The organism is Streptomyces kryoterrae (genome assembly GCF_054072135.1).
In genome coordinates this window covers 5186311-5205386 of sequence record NZ_CM133358.1, presented here as the reverse complement: position 1 = coordinate 5205386, position 19076 = coordinate 5186311, and the positions used below count along the sequence as shown (strand labels likewise).

The following is a 19076-nucleotide window of genomic DNA, read 5'->3' as shown; positions in this document are numbered from 1 at the left end:
TGCAAATCCCGTACCTCGTCCGTACAGCCCCTGTAACGCTTCCGCGACGCTTCCTTCCCGTACGGTCACGGAACGGGCACCCCGCTTGACGTGTCAGTGCCCTCCGGCAGACTTGGCCCGGCATCAGCCGATCGATCACGTGTGGCTGTGGAGAAGTTCGGGGGACGCGGAAACATGAGCCAGGACGGCGCACACGGCCGGTACGCGGGGCACGCGCTCGCCGGCGGGCGCTACCAGCTGCGCGATCTGCTCGGCGAGGGCGGCATGGCCTCGGTGCACCTCGCGTACGACTCGGTCCTGGACCGGCAGGTCGCGATCAAGACGCTGCACACCGAACTGGGCCGTGAGCCGGCGTTCCGCGAGCGTTTCCGCCGCGAGGCCCAGGCCGTGGCCAAGCTCACCCACACGAACATCGTCTCGGTCTTCGACACCGGCGAGGACGAGGTGGCGGGGACCATGACCCCGTACATCGTCATGGAGTACGTAGAGGGGCAGCCGCTCGGCTCCGTTCTCGACGCGGATGTACGGCAGTTCGGGGCGATGCCCGCCGACAAGGCGCTGCGGATCACCGCGGACGTGCTGGCGGCACTGGAGATCAGCCACGAGATGGGCCTGGTCCACCGGGACATCAAGCCGGGCAACGTGATGACGACCAAGCGCGGTGTCGTCAAGGTCATGGACTTCGGCATCGCCCGCGCCATACAGTCGGGCGTCACGTCGATGACGCAGACAGGCATGGTCGTCGGCACCCCGCAGTACCTCTCCCCGGAGCAGGCACTGGGCCGGGCCGTGGACGCCCGCTCCGACCTCTACTCGGTCGGCATCATGCTGTTCCAGCTGGTCACCGGACGGCTGCCGTTCAACGCCGACTCACCGCTCGCGATCGCGTACGCGCATGTCCAGGAGCAGCCGGTCGCCCCCTCGTCGGTCAACAGCGCGCTGCCCCCGGCGGTGGACGCGCTCGTCGCCCGCGCGCTGAAGAAGAACCCGAACGAGCGTTTCCCGAGCGCCGTCGCCATGCGCGACGAGTGCCTGCGCGTGGCCGCCTCCCTCCACCCGGCCGCCCCGAACATCGTCCCGGGCGCCCCGGCGCAGAGCGGCGCGGGCATCGCCTCCGCGGTGTTCCCGCCGGTCGACCAGGCGATCCCGGCCCCGCCGGGCTCCGTACAGACCCCCTACCAGCCGCACCCGCAGCACGTGAATCCGTACCGCGACACTCCGCCCCCGGCGTACGGGCCTGTGCACACGCCCCCGCAGCCACCGGCTCCGGCGTACGGCTATCCGCAGCAGGCGGCGTACCGGACGCCCGGCGCGTACGCGCCGCAGCAGCACACGCCCCCCGCCGCGTACTCGCCCTCGCCCTCGACTCCGGCCCCGTCCTCCTCCGGAGGAGGACGGAAGAGCAACACCCCGGTGATCCTGGGCTCGGTCCTCGTCTCCCTCGCCGCCGTCGGCGGGCTGATCCTGGCCCTGAACCTGGGCGGGGACGCCACCGACAACGGCCGCGGGACCGGCGGCAGCAGCACCGCGAGCGCCTCGGCCTCGCGGTCGGTGGAGGCGGAGACGGGGTCGAGAACCGGATCGGGGTACAAGGAACCGGACCTGGACAAGAAGATCGACGCGAAGGAGTGCTCGGAGGCGCAGGAGTCGTACACCGACCCGGACAAGATCCGGCTGCCCGACTTCCGCTACAAGAACCTGGCCTCGGTCACGCTCTGCTTCCAGGCGGCCGGCTGGCAGATGAAGGTCACGCGGGTCGCCGAGAACACGTACGGCAAGGACACGGTCATGGACCAGTTCCCCTCCGCGGGCGACGACGCCGACCCGGAGAACATGCCGGTGATCAGCCTGAACGTGTCGACAGGCTACCCGTCGTCCTGAGCGGATGGCCGTTCATGGAGCGGGGCCCGGCAGCCGGTCGGTCGGCCACCGGGCCCCTCTCCATGAGATCTGGGGGCGGACCCGGCGGACTAGAGGTACGGCCCGCCCGTACGTCCACCCGTACGCGGGTCGTCATCGCCCTCGTGGCCGCCGACACCCGGCGGCAGCGCGCGGCGCATCTGCTCCAGCTGGGCCCGCGCGGCCATCTGCTGGGCGAACAGGGCGGTCTGGATCCCGTGGAAGAGACCCTCCAGCCACCCCACCAACTGGGCCTGCGCGATCCGCAGTTCCGCGTCGCTGGGAATCGCCTCGTCCGTGAACGGCAGGGACAGGCGCTCCAGCTCGTCGACCAGCTCCGGCGCGAGACCGTCCTCCAGCTCCTTCACCGAGCTGGCGTGGATCCTCTTGAGCCGGACCCGGCTCGCCTCGTCGAGAGGAGCCGCGCGCACCTCTTCCAGCAGCTGCTTGATCATGCTGCCGATCCTCATGACCTTGGCGGGCTGCTCCACCATGTCCGTCACCGGGATCTCTCGGGAGTCGTCGTCACCGCCGCCGCCGAGAGCCGTCCCGTCCTGGCCAACGACCAGGATCTGGGGGTTCTCCGGTGACCTGTCGTTCCTCGGCATCTCCATGCCGTCATTCTCTCGCACCAGGTCGCGGCCGCGGCCGGTGGGTCCGGCCCGGCTCGCCGTGTCCGGGATGCCGGACGGACGGGCGCGTGTGAGGCTGGTGCCGTCGACACCCCGGTGACGGGTGACTGCCGACCGGCGACTCCGCGAGCGGGAGGTGGCCACGACATGACTCCATGGCTCCGCGCCCTGCGTACCTGCGGCACACTGCTGGCCCTGGCGGCCCCCACCCTCGCCGCTGCCCCGCACGGCACGGCACCGGCGTACGACGACATCTCCTACGTCGCCCGGCCCGCCCCCGACGCCTCCCGGGCCGGGAGCCCGGCGGGTGAGGGGCGGGAGCGTCCCGGGCGACGGGAGTCCACGCCGCCCGACGAGGCGGCGTACGAGGAGGCCGTGCCCGTCCCCGAGCCCACCTCCGTGCCGGACGGACCGCGGGACGCCGACACCCTGCCGAACACGGTCTCCGGGCCGGTGCTGCGGACACTGCCGCTCGGCAGCGGGCTGGTTCTGATCGGCCTCGGCCTCGGCCTCGTCCTCCTGGCGCTGCGGCTGCGCGTACGGAGGACGTGACCGGGACGAGGACGTCCCGCTACGGGACGACCAGCAGTACCTTCCCCACGTGCCCGCTCTCCTCCACGATCCGGTGGGCCGCCGCCGCGTCGCTCATCGGGAACTCACGGTCGATGACCGGCCGGACCTGACCGGCGGCGAGCAGCGGCCAGACATGTTCGCGTACGGCGGCCACGATCGCCGTCTTCTCGGCGATCGGGCGGGCACGCAGCGAGGTCGCGCTGATCGCGGCCCGCTTGGTGAGGAGCGCGCCGATGTTCAGTTCGGCCTTGAGGCCGCCCTGCATGCCGATGATCGCGAGCCGTCCGTTGACGGCGAGGGCGCTGACGTTGCGGTCCAGGTACTTGGCGCCCATGTTGTCGAGGATGACGTCGGCGCCGGCGCCGTCGGTGGCCTGCTTCAGCTCCTCGACGAAGTCCTGCTCGCGGTAGTTGACCAGGATGTCGGCGCCCAGCTCGGCGCACTGGTCGAGCTTCTCCTTCGTCCCGGCCGTGACGGCGACCCTGGCGCCGACCGCCTTGGCGAGCTGGATGGCCATGGTGCCGATGCCGCTGGAGCCGCCGTGCACGAGGAAGGTCTCGCCGGGGCGGAGGTGGGAGATCATGAAGACGTTCGACCAGACCGTGCAGGCCACCTCGGGCAGCGCCGCGGCCCGCTTCAGGTCGATGCCCGCGGGCAGGGGCAGCAGCTGCCCGGCCGGGACGGCGACCTTCTCGGCGTAGCCGCCGCCCGCGAGCAGTGCGCACACCTCGTCGCCGACGGACCAGCCGGACACTCCGGGCCCGATCTCCACGATCCGCCCCGAACACTCCAGTCCGGGGTACAGGGAGGCGCCGGGTGGCGGGTTGTAGAAGCCCTGGCGTTGCAGGATGTCGGCGCGGTTGACGGCGCCGGCCACCACTTCGACCAGCACCTCGCCCTCACCGGGCACGGGATCGGGGACCTCGGCCCACACCAGCGCCTCGGGCCCTCCGGGTTCGGTAATCGTGATCGCATGCATAAGGGGACGCTACTCCCCGTGCCGGCGACCTCCACGTGCGGTCGGGCTCGCCGGAGGGACCGCGGACAGACATGAGGCAGCGCGAGCGATGAGATCCCGGCCGGCCGGCGGATGACCGGCCGCTGGGGTGGGCGGGCCTGCTCGTGCCGGTCTGCGGCCCGGTGCCGATACGGCTCCCTAACCGCAAGCAGCCGGCGTTACGGGTTCAGCGGTCGCGGAACGGGCGGGCGTCGGGGGCCACGTGCGCGCCCGGTGTCGCCCGCACGATGGTGATGAGCCGGTCGGCCACCTGAAGCTCCCCGATGGACGGATCGTCGTAACCCAGCACGCGATGCCCGCGTACGACGCTCACGACCAGGTCGTCCGTCTCGCGCGGCCCCTTGCCCACCTCGGCCTTTATAACCGGCCGTTCGACGATGTCGAGCCCGCTGCCCTGCTGGATGAGGTCCTCCATGACCATGCCGGCGGCGGGGCTGAGCACCGACAGCCCGAGCAGACGACCGGCCGCGCTCGCGCTCGTGATGACGGCGTCGGCGCCGGACTGCTTGAGCAGCGGCGCGTTCTCCTCCTCGCGCACGGCGACCACGATCTTCGCCGTCCGGTTGAGTTGCCGGGCCGTCAGCGTGACGAGAACGGCCGTGTCGTCGCGCTGGGTGGCGATGATGATCTGGCGCGCCTTCTGCACCTCTGCCCGAAGCAGTACGTCGCTGCGCGTGGCGTCGCCGACCACTCCTGCGTACCCCTCGGCGGTGGCCGCGTCCACGGCCTTGGAACTGGGGTCGACGACCACGACCTGTTCCTTCTTCAGCCCGGTGACACAGACGGTCTGCACGGCCGACCGCCCCTTGGTCCCGAATCCGATGACAACGGTGTGCTCTCGCAAGGTCGCCCTCCAGCGGTTCTGCCGCCACTCCTCACGAGTGCGCTCCGTGAGGACTTCGAGAGTCGTGCCGACCAGGATGATCAGGAAGAGCACGCGCAGCGGGGTGATGACGAAGATGTTGGTGAACCGGGCGGCGTCGCTGACGGGTGCGATGTCGCCGTATCCGGTGGTGGAGAGGGTGACGGTGGCGTAGTAGAAGGCGTCGAGAAGGCCGACGGAACCGTCGGCGTTGTCGCTGTAGCCGTCGTGGTCGGCGTAGACGATGAGTGCCGTCCCGACCAGCACCAGCAGGGCCATGGCGACGCGTTTGCCGACCTGCCGCATCGGCCGCTCCACCACGGTCCGGGGAAGTTTCACCCGATAGGTCAACAGATGCTCGTCCGCCTGGCGGGCGATGGCGTCATGACCCGGCAGTTTCACGTGAAACATCCTCCATTGCCGCTGAGTCGGGTGCCGTTCCGGTCCGAATGTTTCACGTGAAACACTGCCCGGCTTCGGTGGCCGCAGCCCAGGGCAGGTCGAGCAGTTCCAGTTCCTGACCGGCTCGCGCCCCGCCCGGAGGTACGACGGCGAGGGCCTCGGCCGCCGCGATGCCGCGCAGCATGGCCGGCCCGTTGTAGTGCAGCGGCACGGCCCGGTCGACGCGCAGGACGACGGGGACGAGCCGGGTGTCGTACGGGTGACCGTGCACCTCGTCCTTGAGGGGCAGCGTGTACGGCTCGGGCGCCGTCCGTCCCGCGAGGGTCCGCAGCAGGGGTTCGGCGAGGGTGAGCAGCCCGGAGACGGCGGCCAGCGGGTTGCCGGGCAGTCCGACGAGGTGCTGGTTCTCCTTCAGCCGGGCCAGCAGCATGGGGTGGCCGGGGCGCACCTGGACGCCGTGCACAAGCAGTTCGGCGCCGAGGCGGCGCAGGGTGGGGTGGACGTGGTCGACGGGTCCGGCGGCGGTGCCTCCGGTGGTGACGACGATCTCGGCGCGGGAGTTCTTCAGGGCCGCGTAGAGCGCCTCGGCGTCGTCCCCGAGTCTGCGTACGGCGATGACATCGGCGCCGAGCGAGCGCAGCCAGGGCGGCAGCATCGGGCCGAGCGCATCCCGGATCAGACCGTCGTGGGGCAGTCCCTCGGTGAGCAACTCGTCGCCCAGGACGAGGACTTCGGCCCTGGGCCGGGGGATCGCGGCAAGGGTGTCGTACCCGGCGGCTGCCGCGAGCCCGAGCACGGCCGGGGTCACGAAGGTGCCGCTGGGCAGCAGCTGGTCGCCGGAGCGGCACTCCTGGCCGCGCGGACGGATGTCCTGGCCGTGACTCATGGTGGGGGTCCCCCCGCTCGAGCGAAGCCGAGAGTGGGGGAGGACGGCGTGCAGCCGGCCCTTGTCGTCGGTGCGGCCGTGCTCGCTGCGCAGTACGGCGCTCGTGTCGTACGGGATGCGGGCACCCGTCGCGATCCGTACCGCCTCGCCGTCGGTGAGCGGCTCGGGCTGCGCGTGCCCGGCGAGCACACCGGCCTCGCGCACCCTCCAGGGGCCGGGGCCTGCCACCGCCCAGCCGTCCATCGCGGACGTGTCGAAGGAGGGGAGGTCGGTGAGGGCGGCGAGAGGGGCGGCGAGGACCAGGCCGAGGGCGGCGTCGAGGGGGACGGAGACGGGGGCCGAGGCGGTACGGAAGACCTGGCGGGCGGCGCGCTCGGCGATGGCGCGGGCCTGGGGCCAGGGGGTGGCCCGGGGGCGCTCGGAGGCGGGGGCAGGGGCGGGGGTGGCAGCCGATCCGGGGCTGTCGGTGTCGGCGTCCACGTCGTAGACGCCCTTCCCGGTGGGGGCCGGTACCGCGGAGCCCGCGGGGGTCGGTCCGTCACCCTGCCTACCGCTGCCGCCGCCGTTTCCTTGGTTCACGAGGGCGAGCGCCTCCTCGGCTCCGAGGTCGTCCAGGTCGCTGCGGGCGGTCATCCGGCGTCCGAGCGGCTGTCGGGGGCCTTGCCCGCACCCGGCTCGGCGGCTGCGGACTTCGCGTCCGCCGCTGCCTCGTCGGCCCAGCGCAGCGCGCGGGCGACTGCCTTGCGGGTGGCCTCGGCGACCGCCTCCGGGCCTCCCCCGGCCCGGCCCGCCGCGTACCCGACGAGGAACGTCGTCAGGGGAGCGGCAGGCCTGGCCACTCCGTGCGCGGCGTCACGGGCGAGGTCCAGGAGGAGGTCGGTGTCGACGTCCAGGTCGATGCCCAGTTCGTCCTTGGCTGCGGAAATCCATTCGTCCAACACGTGCCCATGCTCCCTGATGCGTGCTCTGGCGGCGGCGATGTCGTCCCAGGTGTCGCAGTCGAAGGACGCGACGGGGTCGGACACCCGGGTGAGTTCGAGCGCGGCGGTCAGCCGGCGCAGCGGCAGGCCGGTGAGGCCGCCGTGTTCGAGGGCGAGCGCACCCAGCTCGCGGCGCAGCGCGGACGCCCGGTACACGGCCACGAGCGGCTGGTCCCGGCCGCCGGTGTCGGTGAGCAGCGCACCCTCGGCACCGCTCGTCCGCAGGGCGTCGAGGAGCCGCCGTACCGTCGCCGGTCCGAGGAACGGGAGATCGGCGGAGAGTACGACGACGTGTTCGGCGCCGGTGTGTCGCAGGCCCGCGTCGAGTGCGGCGACGGGTCCGCCGCCCGGCGGGTCCTCGTGGGCCCAGGTGACGGGCCGTGCGGTGGGCCGGGGGCCGGCCACGATCACGGTGGTGCCGGCGTCCGCGCAGGCGGCGAGCACCCGGTCGAGCAGCGCGCGCCCGCCCACCCGTACGCCGGGCTTGTCGGCGCCGCCGAGCCGCCGGGCGGCCCCGCCCGCGAGCACGACGGCGTCGTAGCCGTCGGCGCCGGGCGTCCCTGAGGGCTGGGGCTCGTGGGCGGTCACCCTCCGAGTATGCGCCCCCGCTGATCACAGGGAACGAGCGCGCTGCCCTGATCACAGCGTGCGCAGCAGCACCGCCGGCTGTTCGACGCAGTCCGCCACATAGCGCAGGAAACCGCCCGCCGTACCGCCGTCGCACACCCGGTGGTCGAAGGTGAACGACAGCTGGACGACCTGGCGCACCGCCAGTTCGCCCTCGTGCACCCATGGCTTGGGGACGATCCGGCCGACGCCGAGCATGGCCGCCTCGGGGTGGTTGAGGATCGGCGTGGAGCCGTCGACGCCGAACACGCCGTAGTTGTTCAGTGTGAAGGTCCCGCCGGTGAGTTCGGCGGGCGTGAGGGTGCCGGCCCGGGCCGCCTCGGTCAGCCGCGCGATCTCCGCGCTCAGCGCCTCGGCGTTCCTGGTGTGGGCGTCCCGTACGACGGGGACGACGAGTCCGCGTTCGGTCTGTGCGGCGAAGCCGAGGTGGACGCGGTCGAGCCGGACGATCTCCCTGGCCTCCAGGTCGACCGTGGAGTTCAGCTCGGGGTACCGGGCGAGGGCGGCGGTGCAGATACGGGCGAGCAGGGCGAGGAGGGAGATCTTCGCGCCTCCGGCCCCGTTCATGTGCACGCGCGTGCGCATCAGTTCCGTCGCGTCGGCGTCCACCCAGCAGGTCGCGTCCGGGATCTCGCGCCGGCTGCGGGAGAGCTTGTCGGCGACGGCACCGCGGATGCCCTTGAGAGGCACGCGCGTGCCCTCGGCGGAGGCGGCGGGGTGCACGGCGGGCACCGGGACCGCGGTCGGGGCCCCGGGTCGCGTGGCACCGGCGTGCAGGACACGTTCGACGTCGGCGCGGAGGATCAGTCCGTTGGGCCCGGAGCCCGTCAGCTCCCGCAGATCCAGGCCGTTCTCCCGGGCGAGCCTGCGCACGAGCGGCGAGATGACCGGAACGGGGCCGCCGCCCACCCGTGCCGGCGCGGGGGCCTGTGCGTCCGTGCTCTTGAGGGCGGCCGGAGCGGCGGGCGCCGCCTGTTCCCGCCGTACCCTCCGGCGCCGTGCGGGCGCCTCGGAGGTGCCGTATCCCACGAGCACGTTCCCGGAGCCCTCGGCCGCGTCGCCGGCGGCGTCGGGGTGGGCCGGTGTCCCGACGGCCACCGTCACCAGGGGCGACCCGACGGGCAGTTCGGTGCCCTCCTCGCCGAAGCGGGCGGTGACGACACCCCCGTACGGGCACGGCACGTCGACCATCGCCTTGGCCGTCTCGACCTCGACGACCGGCTGGTCGACGGCGACGACCTCGCCGACCTCGACCAGCCAGCGCACGATCAAGGCCTCGGTGAGTCCCTCGCCGAGATCGGGGAGCCTGAACTCCAGTACCTGTGCCATCAGCGTTCCGCCTCCCACTGCAACCGTCCCACGGCGTCCAGCACCCGGTCGACGCCGGGCAGGTGGTGCCGCTCCAGCATCGGCGGCGGGTACGGGATGTCGAACCCGGCGACGCGCAGGACCGGCGCCTCCAGGTGGTGGAAGCAGCGCTCCGTGACGCGGGCCGCGATCTCCCCGCCGGGGCCGCCGAAACCGCCCGACTCGTGCACGACGAGGGCCCGCCCGGTCCGTCGTACCGAGGCGCACACCGTCTCGTCGTCGAACGGGACCAGCGAACGCAGGTCGACGACCTCCAGGTCCCAGCCCTCCGCCTCCGCCGCCCGCGCCGCCTCCAGGCAGACGGGCAGGGACGGCCCGTACGTGATGAGCGTGGCACTGCGGCCCGGGCGCCGCACCACCGCGCGTCCGATCGGTTCAACGGCCGACGGCTCGTCCGGGTTCCAGGAGTCCTTCGACCAGTACAGCCGCTTGGGCTCCAGGAAGACCACCGGGTCGTCGGAGGCGATGGCGGCACGCAGCAGGCCGTAGGCGTCGGCGACCGTGGCGGGCGTGACGACGTGGAGTCCCGGGGTCGCCATGTAGTACGCCTCGGAGGAGTCGCTGTGGTGTTCGACGCCGCCGATGCCGCCGCCGTAGGGGACCCGGACGGTGATCGGCAGGGGCATGGCCCCGCGCGTGCGGTTGCGCATCCGGGAGACGTGCGAGATCAGCTGCTCGAACGCGGGATAGGCGAACGCGTCGAACTGCATCTCGACGACCGGGCGCAGGCCGTACATGGCCATGCCGACGGCCGCGCCGAGGATGCCCGCCTCGGCCAGCGGGGTGTCCGTGCAGCGGTCCTCGCCGAACTCCTTGGCGAGCCCGTCGGTGACCCGGAAGACACCGCCGAGGGTGCCGACGTCCTCACCCATGACGTGCACGGTGGGGTCGGTGGCCATGGCGTCGCGCATCGCGCGCGTGAGGGCCTGCGCCATGGTGGCGGGTTTGACGGCGACGGTGGTCATCAGTGCGTCCCCTCCGCCCCGGCCGCGAGCTCGGCCCGCAGCTGGGCCCGCTGCTCGCGCAGTTGGGGGGTGGGCTCGGCGTACACCTGCGCGAACAGTTCCATGGGGTCGAGCGCCGGGTCCTGGTTCATCCGGGCGCGCAGATCGGCGGCGAGCGTCTCGGCGTCGTCGCGCGCGGCCCTGATGCCGTCCTCGTCAAGCAGCCCGCGCGCGGTGAGCTCCTGTTCCAGGAGGTCGATCGGGTCGTGCTCGCGCCAGGCGGTGACCTCGGAGTCGGCCCGGTAGCGCTTGTCGTCGTCGGCGTTGGTGTGCGCCTCCACGCGGTAGGTCACCGCCTCGACGAGCGTGGGACCACCCCCCGCGCGCGCGTGGCGGACGGCCTCGCTCAGCACGTCGTACATGGCGACCGCGTCGTTGCCGTCGACCAGACGGCCCGGCATCCCGTAGCCGACGGCCTTGTGGGCCAGCGACGGGGCGGCGGTCTGCTTGGCGAGCGGCACGGAGATCGCGAAGCCGTTGTTCTGGACCAGGAAGACGACCGGCGCCTGCCACACGGCGGCGAAGTTCAGCGCCTCGTGGAAGTCGCCCTCACTGGTGCCGCCGTCCCCGACCATGGCCAGCGCGACCACGTCGTCGCCCTTGAGGCGGGCGGCGTGCGCGAGCCCCACGGCGTGCGGCAACTGTGTCGCGAGCGGGGTGCACAGGGGCGCCACCCGGTGCTCACGCGGGTTGTACCCGGTGTGCCAGTCGCCGCGCAGCAGCGTCAGCGCCTGTACGGGGTCCACGCCCCGGGCGACCACGGCGAGCGTGTCCCGGTAGCTGGGGAAGAGCCAGTCGCGGTCCTCCAGGACGAGCGCGGCGGCCACCTCGCAGGCCTCCTGGCCGACACTGGAGGGGTACACGGCGAGCCGGCCCTGCTTGGTGAGGGCGGTGGCCTGCACGTTGTACCGGCGCCCGCGCACCAGCTGCGCGTACAGCCGGCGAAGCAGCCCGGGATCCGCCTGCGCCGCCGCCTCGGTGCCGAGGACGCGGTACGGAGCCGCGTCGGGCAGCAGCGGCGCGGGGTCGGTACGGGGCTGCCAGGCGGGCGGCGGCGTGGGCCGGTATGCGCCCCGCTGCTCCATGACCGTCATGACGGCACCTCCTCGTGGGAGACGGCTTCGGGCGCGCCACGGATGTGACTCGCCTCACCTACCGATTGTTCGGTCGTCGGCACATTTTGGCTACAGGCACCGTCAGGCTGTGGACAAACGGTTCTCCACAGCCTGAGATGGACGCAGTACGTCCATGGTAGGGAGGCGGGGGGACATGGCACCTGAACAAATGGCCGAACGAGCCGAAAGCGGCGGGACCCTGCCGCCCCCTCGTCCGCTGGACGCCATTGATCAGGCCATCCTGCAGATGCTCCAGGCGGACGGCCGCGCCTCGATCCGCTCCGTGGCCGAACGCGTGCACGTTTCGCGGGCCAACGCCTACGCGCGTATCAACCGCCTCATCGAGGACGGCGTGATCCGCGGTTTCGGCGCCCGCGTGGACCACGAACGCGCCGGACAGGGCACGTCGGCGTACATCACCCTGAAGATCGTCCAGAACTCCTGGCGCACGGTCCGCGAGCAGCTGAGGGAGCTGCCCGGCGCGGACCACATCGCGCTGGTGGGCGGCGATTTCGACGTGCTCCTGCTGGTCCACACCCCCGACAACAAGGCGCTGCGCGAGCTGGTGCTGATGCGCCTCCAGGCGATCCCGGAGGTGCTCAGTACACGCACCCTGCTGGTGTTCGAGGAGGAGGACCTGGGACCGGAGGCCTGAGGTCTGAGGCCTCCCATGGGTCCCCCGAGCCCCCTGGGTGGCTCACTCCGGGTTGCGCAGCCCCCCGAAGACCAGGCGCACCACCGCGTCGGAGACCTCACGCTCGCCCATGCCGCGTCCGTCGGGCCGGTACCACTCCACGACCGAGTTGATCATCCCGAAGACGAGTCTCGTGGCGAGCCGCACCTCCACGTCACCGCGGATGTCGCCCTCGGCTGCGGCGGCCTTGAGCAGGTCGGCGACCCGGTGGTCGAAGTCGCGGCGCCGTTCCAGGGCCCGGCGCTCGGTGTCGGTGTTGCCGCGCATCCGCAGCAGCAGCGTCACGTACGGCAGTTCGGCGATGAGCACCTCGACCATGCGCCGTACGACGTACTCCAGGCGCCCGGCGGCGGGCCCCACGCGCGCGTGCTCCTCGTCGAGGATCCCGAAGAGGCCGTCCAGCGCCCGGCTGACGGCCAGGCGCAGCAGCTCCTCCTTGCTGGTGACGTGGTGGTAGATCGACGACTTGGAGATGCCCGCGGCCCTGGAGAGGTGCTCCATGGAGGTGCCGTCGTAGCCGCGCTCGTTGAACACCTGGACGGCGACCTGGAGCAGCGTCGCCGGGGTGTACGTGTCGCGCTTGGCGGTGGTCATGGGGTGCCCTCCCGCTTGTCGGTGGCGTACGCGTGGCGGTAGAGCGCGAGGGACGGCGCGTACCGTCCGCTCGGGTCGCGCTGGTGCAGTTCGTCGAGGATCTCGTGCGCCCAGCTCCGGCCGAGCCTGCGGCTCCACTCGAAGGGCCCGAGCGGGTAGTTGACGCCGAGGCGCATCGCCGTGTCGACGTCCTCCTCGGTGGCGACGCCCTTGGCGACGGCGTCGTGCGCGAGGTCGACGATCCGGGCCACCGTACGGGCGACGATCATGCCGGGGGTGTCCCCGAGGACGCTGACGTCCTTGCCGAGCGCCTGGAAGAGGCCGATGGCCTCGGAGAGGGTCTGCGGCTGGGTGTCCTGGGAGGCGGACAGGGCGATGCGGGTGGCCCGCCGGTAGTCGAGGGCGAGGTCGAAGTAGACGACGTCGCGGAACTCGACGCTGGTCTGTCCGTCGGCGAGGACCAGCTGACCGCCTCCGGGCAGCACCAGCCGGGTGCCGTGGTCCTCCTCGTCCTCGCGGACGGGAACGCCCGCCTCACGGATCAGCGCGAGGAGGTCGGACGCGGGGCCCAGGTCGCCCTCGGCGACGACGTACGCGGGCGCCTGGGCCTTCTCCGCGGTGTGCGGTTCGGCGCGCTCGGCGTCGTCCCCGTACTCGTACCAGCCCTGCCCGGTCTTGCGGCCGAGGCGGCCCGACTCGACGAGCCGCCGCTGGGCGAGCGAGGGCGTGAACCGCACGTCCTGGAAGAAGGCCTGCCACACGGAGTGGGTGACGGCCTCGTTGACGTCCTGCCCGATCAGGTCGGTCAGCTCGAAGGCGCCCATCCTGAACCCGCCGCACTCGCGCAGCACCGCGTCGATGGTGGCGGGGTCGGCGGACTGGGCCTCGTACGCCGCGAAGGCCTCCGCGTAGAAGGGCCGGGCGAGGCGGTTGACGATGAAGCCGGGGGTGTCGGCGCAGGCGACCGGGGTCTTGCCCCAGGCGCGGGCCATCTCGTACGCGCGCGTGGCCGACGTGACGTCGGTGGCGAACCCGGAGACGACCTCCACGAGGGGCAGCAGCGGCGCCGGGTTGAAGAAGTGCAGTCCCACCAGCCGCCCGGGGTTGCGCAGGACGCCCCCGATGGCGGTGACGGACAGGGAGGAGGTGTTGGTGGCGAGCAGACAGTCGTCGTCGACCACGTCCTCCAGGTCACGCAGGAGCTGCTGCTTCACGTCGAGCTGTTCGAGGACGGCCTCGACGACGAGGGAGCAGTCGGCGAGTTCGGTGAGGCTCCCGGCGGCGTGCAGCCGGCCCCGGGCGGAGTCCCGGTCGGCCGCCGTCAGCCGGCCCTTCTCGACGAGCCGGTCGAGACGCTCGACGATCGCGTCGGCGGCGTCCTGGGCCCGCCCCGGCGCGGCATCGAACAGCCGTACGTCATGACCGGCGACCAGCGCGACCTGGGCGATGCCCTGGCCCATGGTGCCGGTGCCGACGACGGCCACGGGGCTGCTGAGGTCGAGTGCTGTCATGTGCGCGATCCTCCCGCACGGCGTTGTCCACAGATGCGGCGGACCCCCTTGTCCCGACCGATCGTTCGGTTACTCTAACTCTGTCGTCCCTTTTCTGCCCAGGTCATGTCCCTGTTCATGCACCGGGTCACGCCCCAGGTCATGAGCTCAACGAAGTGCTCTTGAGAAGAGGAGTTGGTCCCTGATGGCCGCCGAACTCACCGCGCACCAGCTGATCGCCCAGCACCGGCCCACCCTCGACCAGGCGCTGGAAGCGATCCGCACGCGCGCGTACTGGTCCCCGCACCCCGAACACCCCAAGGCCTACGGGGAGGACGGCAGCCTGGACCTGGCCGCGGGCAAGGCCGCCTTCGACGCCGTCCTGAACACCCGCCTCGACCTCGGCCAGCCCGGCACGGACGACTGGGTGGGCGGCGAGGTCTCCCCGTACGGCATCGAGCTGGGTGTCACCTACCCGCACGCGGACGTCGACGTGCTGCTGCCCGCCATGAAGGCCGGGCAGCGCGCCTGGCGCGACGCGGGCGCGGAGGTCCGCGCGATGGTCTGTCTGGAGATCCTGAAGCGGATCAGCGGCCGGACGCACGAGTTCGCGCACGCGGTCATGCACACCAGCGGCCAGGCCTTCATGATGGCGTTCCAGGCAGGCGGCCCGCACGCCCAGGACCGCGGCCTGGAGGCGGTGGCGTACGCGTACGCGGAGCAGGTCCGCACCCCCGGCACGGCGGAGTGGAGCAAGCCCCAGGGCAAGCGCGACCCGCTGGCCCTCACCAAGGAGTTCACGCCGGTCCCGCGCGGCGTCGCCCTCCTCATCGGCTGCAACACGTTCCCCACGTGGAACGGCTATCCGGGCCTGTTCGCGTCCCTGGCCACGGGCAACGCGGTCCTCGTGAAGCCCCACCCGCGCGCGGTACTGCCGCTCGCCCTGACGGTCGGCATCGCGCGCGAGGTCCTGGCGGAGGCCGGCTTCGACCCGAACCTGGTGGCGCTGGCGGCCGAGCGTCCCGGTGAGGGAATCGCGAAGACCCTGGCGACCCGCCCCGAGATCCGGATCGTCGACTACACGGGCTCGACCTCGTTCGGCGACTGGCTGGAGGCCAACGCCCGCCAGGCGCAGGTCTACACGGAGAAGGCCGGCGTCAACACGGTGATCGTGGAGTCGACCGACAACTACAAGGGCATGCTGTCGAACCTCGCCTTCGCCCTCTCCCTGTACAGCGGCCAGATGTGCACCACCCCGCAGAACCTCCTCGTCCCCCGCGACGGCATCCGTACGGAGGAGGGCCACAAGTCGTACGACGAGGTCGTCACCGGCCTCGCCGCGGCCGTCGGCGGCCTCCTGGGCGACGACGCGCGCGCGAACGGGCTGCTGGGCGCGATCGTCAACCCCGATGTGAAGGCACGGCTGGAGGCGGCGGCCGGGCTCGGCGAGGTCGCCCTCGCCTCACGGGAGATCGTGAACCCCGACTTCCCGGACGCGGTGGTCCGTACGCCCGTCATCGTGAAGCTCGACGGGAGCAAGCCGGACTCCGAGGCCGCCTACATGAGCGAGTGCTTCGGGCCGGTCTCCTTCGCCGTCGCGGTCGACTCGGCGGCGGACGCGGTGGAACTGCTGCGGCGGACCGTCCGGGACAAGGGCGCGATGACGGTCGGCGCGTACACGACCGACCCGGAGTTCGAACAGTCCGTCCAGGAGGCCTGCCTGGAGGAGTGCGCCCAGCTGTCGCTGAACCTGACCGGCGGGGTGTACGTCAACCAGACGGCCGCCTTCTCCGACTTCCACGGCTCGGGCGGCAACCCTGCGGCGAACGCGGCACTGTGCGACGGGGCGTTCGTGGCGAACCGGTTCCGGGTGGTGGAAGTACGCCGCCAGGCCTAGAAGGCCCGTCCCCCGGTGACGCTCCAGTGGTACAGCGTCATGGCCACGCTGGTCGCGAGGTTGTAGCTGGAGACCTGGGGGCGCATCGGGAGGGACACCAGATGGTCGCCGCGTGCGCGTAGTTCGGGCGACAGCCCGCCGCGCTCGGAGCCGAAGGCGAGTACGGCGTCGTCCGGGAGCTTCAGCCCCCGGATGTCGTCGCCCTCCGGATCGAGCGCGAACACCGGCCCGGACGGCAGCTCGGCCACCGCGAGGTGCTCCACGGCGGTCGCGAAATGCAGCCCCGCCCCACCGCGTACGACGGTGGGGTGCCAGGGGTCGAGCGTCCCGGTCATGACGACCCCGGTCACCCCGAAGCCGGCGGCGAGCCGGATCACCGCCCCGGCGTTGCCGAGGTTGCGCGGGTTGTCGAGGACGACGACGGGCGCGGTCCGGGGCGTGCGCGCGAGCGCCTCCAGGTTGGCCTCACGGGAGGGCCGGACGGCCAGGGCGGCCACTGCGGTGGGGTGCGGGCGCGGCACGAGGGACGCGTACGTCGGCTTCGGGACCTCGGTCAGCAGGGCGTCCAGGGCGCCCCCTACGTCCGGGGCCAGCTCGTCGGCGAGATCCAGGGCCGCCCGTCGGTCGGTGGTCACGGCCACCGGGATCCGCGCGCCGAAGCGGACGGCGTGCTTGAGGGCGTGGAAGCCGTCGAGCAGGACGGAAGCGCCCGCGAGCCGGTGCCAGTCGGCTACCGCCGCGTCGATCGCTGTCCCTGTCGCCGCGTCCGTCATGCCGTGAAGCCTACGTGCGGGGGCTCCGCCGTCTCGTCCACCGCACTCCCCTCGGCCCCCTCGGAGGTCCCCGGGTCCGCCGCAGCCCGTCCGCCGTCGCCCGGCAGACGGGCGAGAAGGCGCACCCGCGCGCGCGTGGCCCCGTCGCCGAGTCGGCGAAGGAAGGACGTCGGCAGGAACACGGCGTCCGCGGCGATCATCGCGAGGGAGAAGAAGGGCAGTCCGAGGACGACGGCGATCACGGCGTGCTCGGTCATCATCACGGCCAGCAGGATGTTCTTGACCCGCCGGTTGAAGAGCGTGAAGGGGAACGCGACCTGCACGGCCACCGTCCCGTACGTCACCAGCATCACCATCGTGCCGCTCGACGACATCAGGTCGGAGAGCGCGGGCCACGGGGAGAAGTAGTCGAGGTGGAGCGGGTAGTAGACGGCCGTGCCGTCCTGCCAGCGCGAGCCCTGGATCTTGTACCAGCCGGCCGTCGCGTAGATCAGACAGGCCTCGGCCATGATCACGAAGAGGGCCGCGTTGTGCACGAGGTTGCCGACGATGTCCAGGAGCATCCGGGGCTCGCCGCCCTGCCCACGGCGCGCCACGAGCCACCACACGCCCTGTGCCAGCCACATGCCCCAGAGGATCACCGGGACCAGCAGGTCGCCGTCGAGCTTGCCGGCCGCGATACCGCCCAGGAGGAGCACCCCGAGGACACCCCAGAGCACGGGACCCACCCGGTCGGGGGCGGCGTCGAGGAGCACGCGTGCGCGTGCCTTCCGGGCCCGCCGGGCGTCCAGGGACCACACCTGGCCGCAACGCGTGAACACCAGGTAGAGGGACATCAGGTGCAGGACGTTGTCGCCGCCGTCGCCCATGAAGATGCTGCGGTTCTGGAGCGAGAGCACGCCGACCATGAAGAGCACGGACAGGGTGCGGGTCCGCCAGCCGAGCAGGAGGAGAAGACTGGCGAGCACCGCGAGCGCGTAGACGAGCTCGAACCAGACCTGGCTGCCGGACCACATCAGGACCGTGAAAGCGCCGTTGTCCGCGATGAGCTGCTGGGCGAGATCCCAGCTCCAGGGGCCGTCGGGGCCGTACAGCTCCTGCCGGTGCGGCAACTCGCGCAGCAGGAACAGCAGCCAGGTCGCGGAGAACCCGATACGCACGACGGCGGTCTGGTAGGGACCCAGGGCGGTCTCGGTGACGCGGCCGATACCGCGGGAGACCGAACGGGAGAGCGAACGGGCGGTCTCGGGCACGAAGCGGGTCATGAACCGTCCCCCTTCGCCGCGCCGGCCGCGCCGGCCGTGCCCGCCGCCTCGGCGGCCTTCTCGTCGTCGGGGACGGGCCACCAGGACAGCACGCGGTAGGTGGGCGTCTCGGGCACCTGCTCCTGGCTCCACTCGGGGGGTCGGACGTTCGTGCTGCGGGAGCGGACCTGGACGCGGTCGATCGTGCCGCCGGGGCCGGCCGCGTCCTCGCGGTCGAGACGCGGGACGACGATGCGGCGCAGGTACTGCTCGGCGAGGGCACCGCGCAGGCCCGAGGGACGGTTCTGGGCGTCGTGCGAGGCGAGGAAGAAGTCCCAGGCCCGGCGCAGCTCGTTCTGCTGGGTGTGACTCGGTACCGGATTGCCGTCGATGGCCTTGCCGTCCAGCGCGGAGAGGTCGTACCAGCCGGTCGTGCGGGCACCGCCGTCCGCGGTACGGACATCGGCGCGGACCTCGACGGCGACGTTCTGCTGGAGCGGGTTGGGGGCGAAGAGCTTCCAGTTCTGTTCGAACTCCGGGTAGATCCAGTCGTCGATCGCCCGGGCGTGCTCCTTGGTCACCGTGTTCGAGGGCGCGACGTGCAGAAAGACCATGCCGAGGTGAACACACGCGGCCACGGCGACGACCGCGACGGCGAGGGCGGCGCCGATCTGGTACGGGAGGGAGAGGGCGGCCAGTGCCGGACGGGGGGCCTCCCCGGCATCGGGGGAGCCCTCGGCCTCGCCGGGCTCGTCGCGCCCGTGCCCGTGCCCGACGTCCGGGCCTGCCTCGTACGCGTCCATTCCGCCCCGTCTCCCGATACCCGGTCCCACCGCGCCCATGGCGTGCGCACGGGCACGGTACTCAGAGCCACCCGCCCGGCGCAGCCCTCTTCGCACACCTGCGCGACCGATGAGCAGCGCCCGGGAGGCCCGGCCCCGTGAGTTGTCCACAGCCGTTGACACCCTACGGCTCTCCGCTGGACCATCGACCCGGACAAACCGAACGATCGGTCGTC

At 72.2% G+C, this 19076-nt stretch carries 17 protein-coding genes; 4 read left to right on the top strand and 13 right to left on the bottom strand.

Annotated features, from left to right (window positions below; genetic code table 11):
• The first annotated feature begins 174 nt into the window (after positions 1-174).
• Entirely contained in the window at positions 175-1881 is a 1707-nt protein-coding gene (locus tag ACW4TU_RS22710) for a protein kinase domain-containing protein (protein ID WP_457416305.1), read from the top strand.
• An 89-nt stretch (positions 1882-1970) separates the two neighbouring features.
• Here the strand turns inward: ACW4TU_RS22710 and ACW4TU_RS22705 are convergent, their stop codons facing one another.
• Positions 1971-2513, bottom strand: a complete 543-nt coding sequence (locus tag ACW4TU_RS22705; protein WP_457430245.1) for a bacterial proteasome activator family protein — start codon at positions 2511-2513, stop codon at positions 1971-1973.
• A gap of 165 nt (positions 2514-2678) precedes the next feature.
• On the opposite strand from ACW4TU_RS22705, the gene ACW4TU_RS22700 reads away from it, so the two are divergent.
• A complete protein-coding gene (locus ACW4TU_RS22700) occupies positions 2679-3083 on the top strand; it encodes a hypothetical protein (RefSeq protein ID WP_457416302.1) in 405 nt (134 codons plus the stop codon).
• A gap of 19 nt (positions 3084-3102) precedes the next feature.
• On the opposite strand, the gene ACW4TU_RS22695 is transcribed toward ACW4TU_RS22700, so the two are convergent.
• The 7 genes from ACW4TU_RS22695 to pdhA all read right to left on the bottom strand — a co-directional run bounded on the left by ACW4TU_RS22695 (position 3103) and on the right by pdhA (position 11345).
• A complete protein-coding gene (locus tag ACW4TU_RS22695; RefSeq protein ID WP_457416300.1) occupies positions 3103-4083 on the bottom strand; it encodes an NAD(P)H-quinone oxidoreductase in 981 nt (326 codons plus the stop codon).
• A 205-nt stretch (positions 4084-4288) separates the two neighbouring features.
• Complete coding sequence (locus ACW4TU_RS22690; RefSeq protein WP_457416297.1) at positions 4289-5395, bottom strand: potassium channel family protein; 1107 nt, start codon at positions 5393-5395, stop codon at positions 4289-4291.
• A gap of 43 nt (positions 5396-5438) precedes the next feature.
• The gene (locus tag ACW4TU_RS22685) at positions 5439-6905 is read right to left on the bottom strand and encodes a molybdopterin molybdotransferase MoeA (RefSeq protein ID WP_457416294.1); all 1467 of its coding nucleotides are present in this window, start codon (positions 6903-6905) and stop codon (positions 5439-5441) included.
• Positions 6902-7840 (bottom strand): NTP transferase domain-containing protein, encoded by a 939-nt coding sequence (locus ACW4TU_RS22680; RefSeq protein WP_457416291.1) that lies wholly within the window; start codon positions 7838-7840, stop codon positions 6902-6904. The genes ACW4TU_RS22685 and ACW4TU_RS22680 overlap by 4 nt, the downstream gene beginning before the upstream one ends.
• A gap of 51 nt (positions 7841-7891) precedes the next feature.
• Positions 7892-9208: a dihydrolipoamide acetyltransferase family protein gene (locus ACW4TU_RS22675; protein ID WP_457416289.1), complete on the bottom strand. Its 1317-nt coding sequence runs from the start codon at positions 9206-9208 to the stop codon at positions 7892-7894.
• Positions 9208-10212, bottom strand: a complete 1005-nt coding sequence (locus ACW4TU_RS22670) for an alpha-ketoacid dehydrogenase subunit beta (RefSeq protein WP_457416286.1) — start codon at positions 10210-10212, stop codon at positions 9208-9210. The genes ACW4TU_RS22675 and ACW4TU_RS22670 overlap by 1 nt, the downstream gene beginning before the upstream one ends.
• On the bottom strand, positions 10212-11345 hold the full coding sequence (gene pdhA, locus ACW4TU_RS22665) for a pyruvate dehydrogenase (acetyl-transferring) E1 component subunit alpha (RefSeq protein ID WP_457416283.1): 1134 nt from the start codon (positions 11343-11345) through the stop codon (positions 10212-10214). The genes ACW4TU_RS22670 and pdhA overlap by 1 nt, the downstream gene beginning before the upstream one ends.
• Positions 11346-11520: 175 nt before the next feature.
• Here pdhA and ACW4TU_RS22660 point away from each other — a divergent pair, with 175 nt between their 5' ends.
• The gene (locus ACW4TU_RS22660) at positions 11521-12021 is read left to right on the top strand and encodes an Lrp/AsnC family transcriptional regulator (RefSeq protein WP_457416280.1); all 501 of its coding nucleotides are present in this window, start codon (positions 11521-11523) and stop codon (positions 12019-12021) included.
• A 42-nt stretch (positions 12022-12063) separates the two neighbouring features.
• Here the strand turns inward: ACW4TU_RS22660 and ACW4TU_RS22655 are convergent, their stop codons facing one another.
• Positions 12064-12654, bottom strand: coding sequence for a TetR/AcrR family transcriptional regulator (locus tag ACW4TU_RS22655; RefSeq protein WP_457416276.1), 591 nt, complete (start codon positions 12652-12654; stop codon positions 12064-12066).
• Positions 12651-14165, bottom strand: coding sequence for a 3-hydroxyacyl-CoA dehydrogenase (locus ACW4TU_RS22650; RefSeq protein WP_457416274.1), 1515 nt, complete (start codon positions 14163-14165; stop codon positions 12651-12653). The genes ACW4TU_RS22655 and ACW4TU_RS22650 overlap by 4 nt, the downstream gene beginning before the upstream one ends.
• Positions 14166-14349: 184 nt before the next feature.
• On the opposite strand from ACW4TU_RS22650, the gene paaN reads away from it, so the two are divergent.
• On the top strand, positions 14350-16041 hold the full coding sequence (gene paaN / locus ACW4TU_RS22645; RefSeq protein ID WP_457416271.1) for a phenylacetic acid degradation protein PaaN: 1692 nt from the start codon (positions 14350-14352) through the stop codon (positions 16039-16041).
• On the opposite strand, the gene ACW4TU_RS22640 is transcribed toward paaN, so the two are convergent.
• The 3 genes from ACW4TU_RS22640 to ACW4TU_RS22630 are packed head-to-tail and all read right to left on the bottom strand — an operon-like array spanning position 16038 to position 18861.
• The gene (locus ACW4TU_RS22640) at positions 16038-16814 is read right to left on the bottom strand and encodes a TrmH family RNA methyltransferase (RefSeq protein WP_457416268.1); all 777 of its coding nucleotides are present in this window, start codon (positions 16812-16814) and stop codon (positions 16038-16040) included. The two genes, paaN and ACW4TU_RS22640, sit on opposite strands and share 4 nt — an antisense overlap.
• On the bottom strand, positions 16811-18079 hold the full coding sequence (locus tag ACW4TU_RS22635) for an HTTM domain-containing protein (protein ID WP_457416266.1): 1269 nt from the start codon (positions 18077-18079) through the stop codon (positions 16811-16813). The genes ACW4TU_RS22640 and ACW4TU_RS22635 overlap by 4 nt, the downstream gene beginning before the upstream one ends.
• Entirely contained in the window at positions 18076-18861 is a 786-nt protein-coding gene (locus tag ACW4TU_RS22630; RefSeq protein WP_457416263.1) for a DUF5819 family protein, read from the bottom strand. The genes ACW4TU_RS22635 and ACW4TU_RS22630 overlap by 4 nt, the downstream gene beginning before the upstream one ends.
• Positions 18862-19076: the final 215 nt, after the last annotated feature.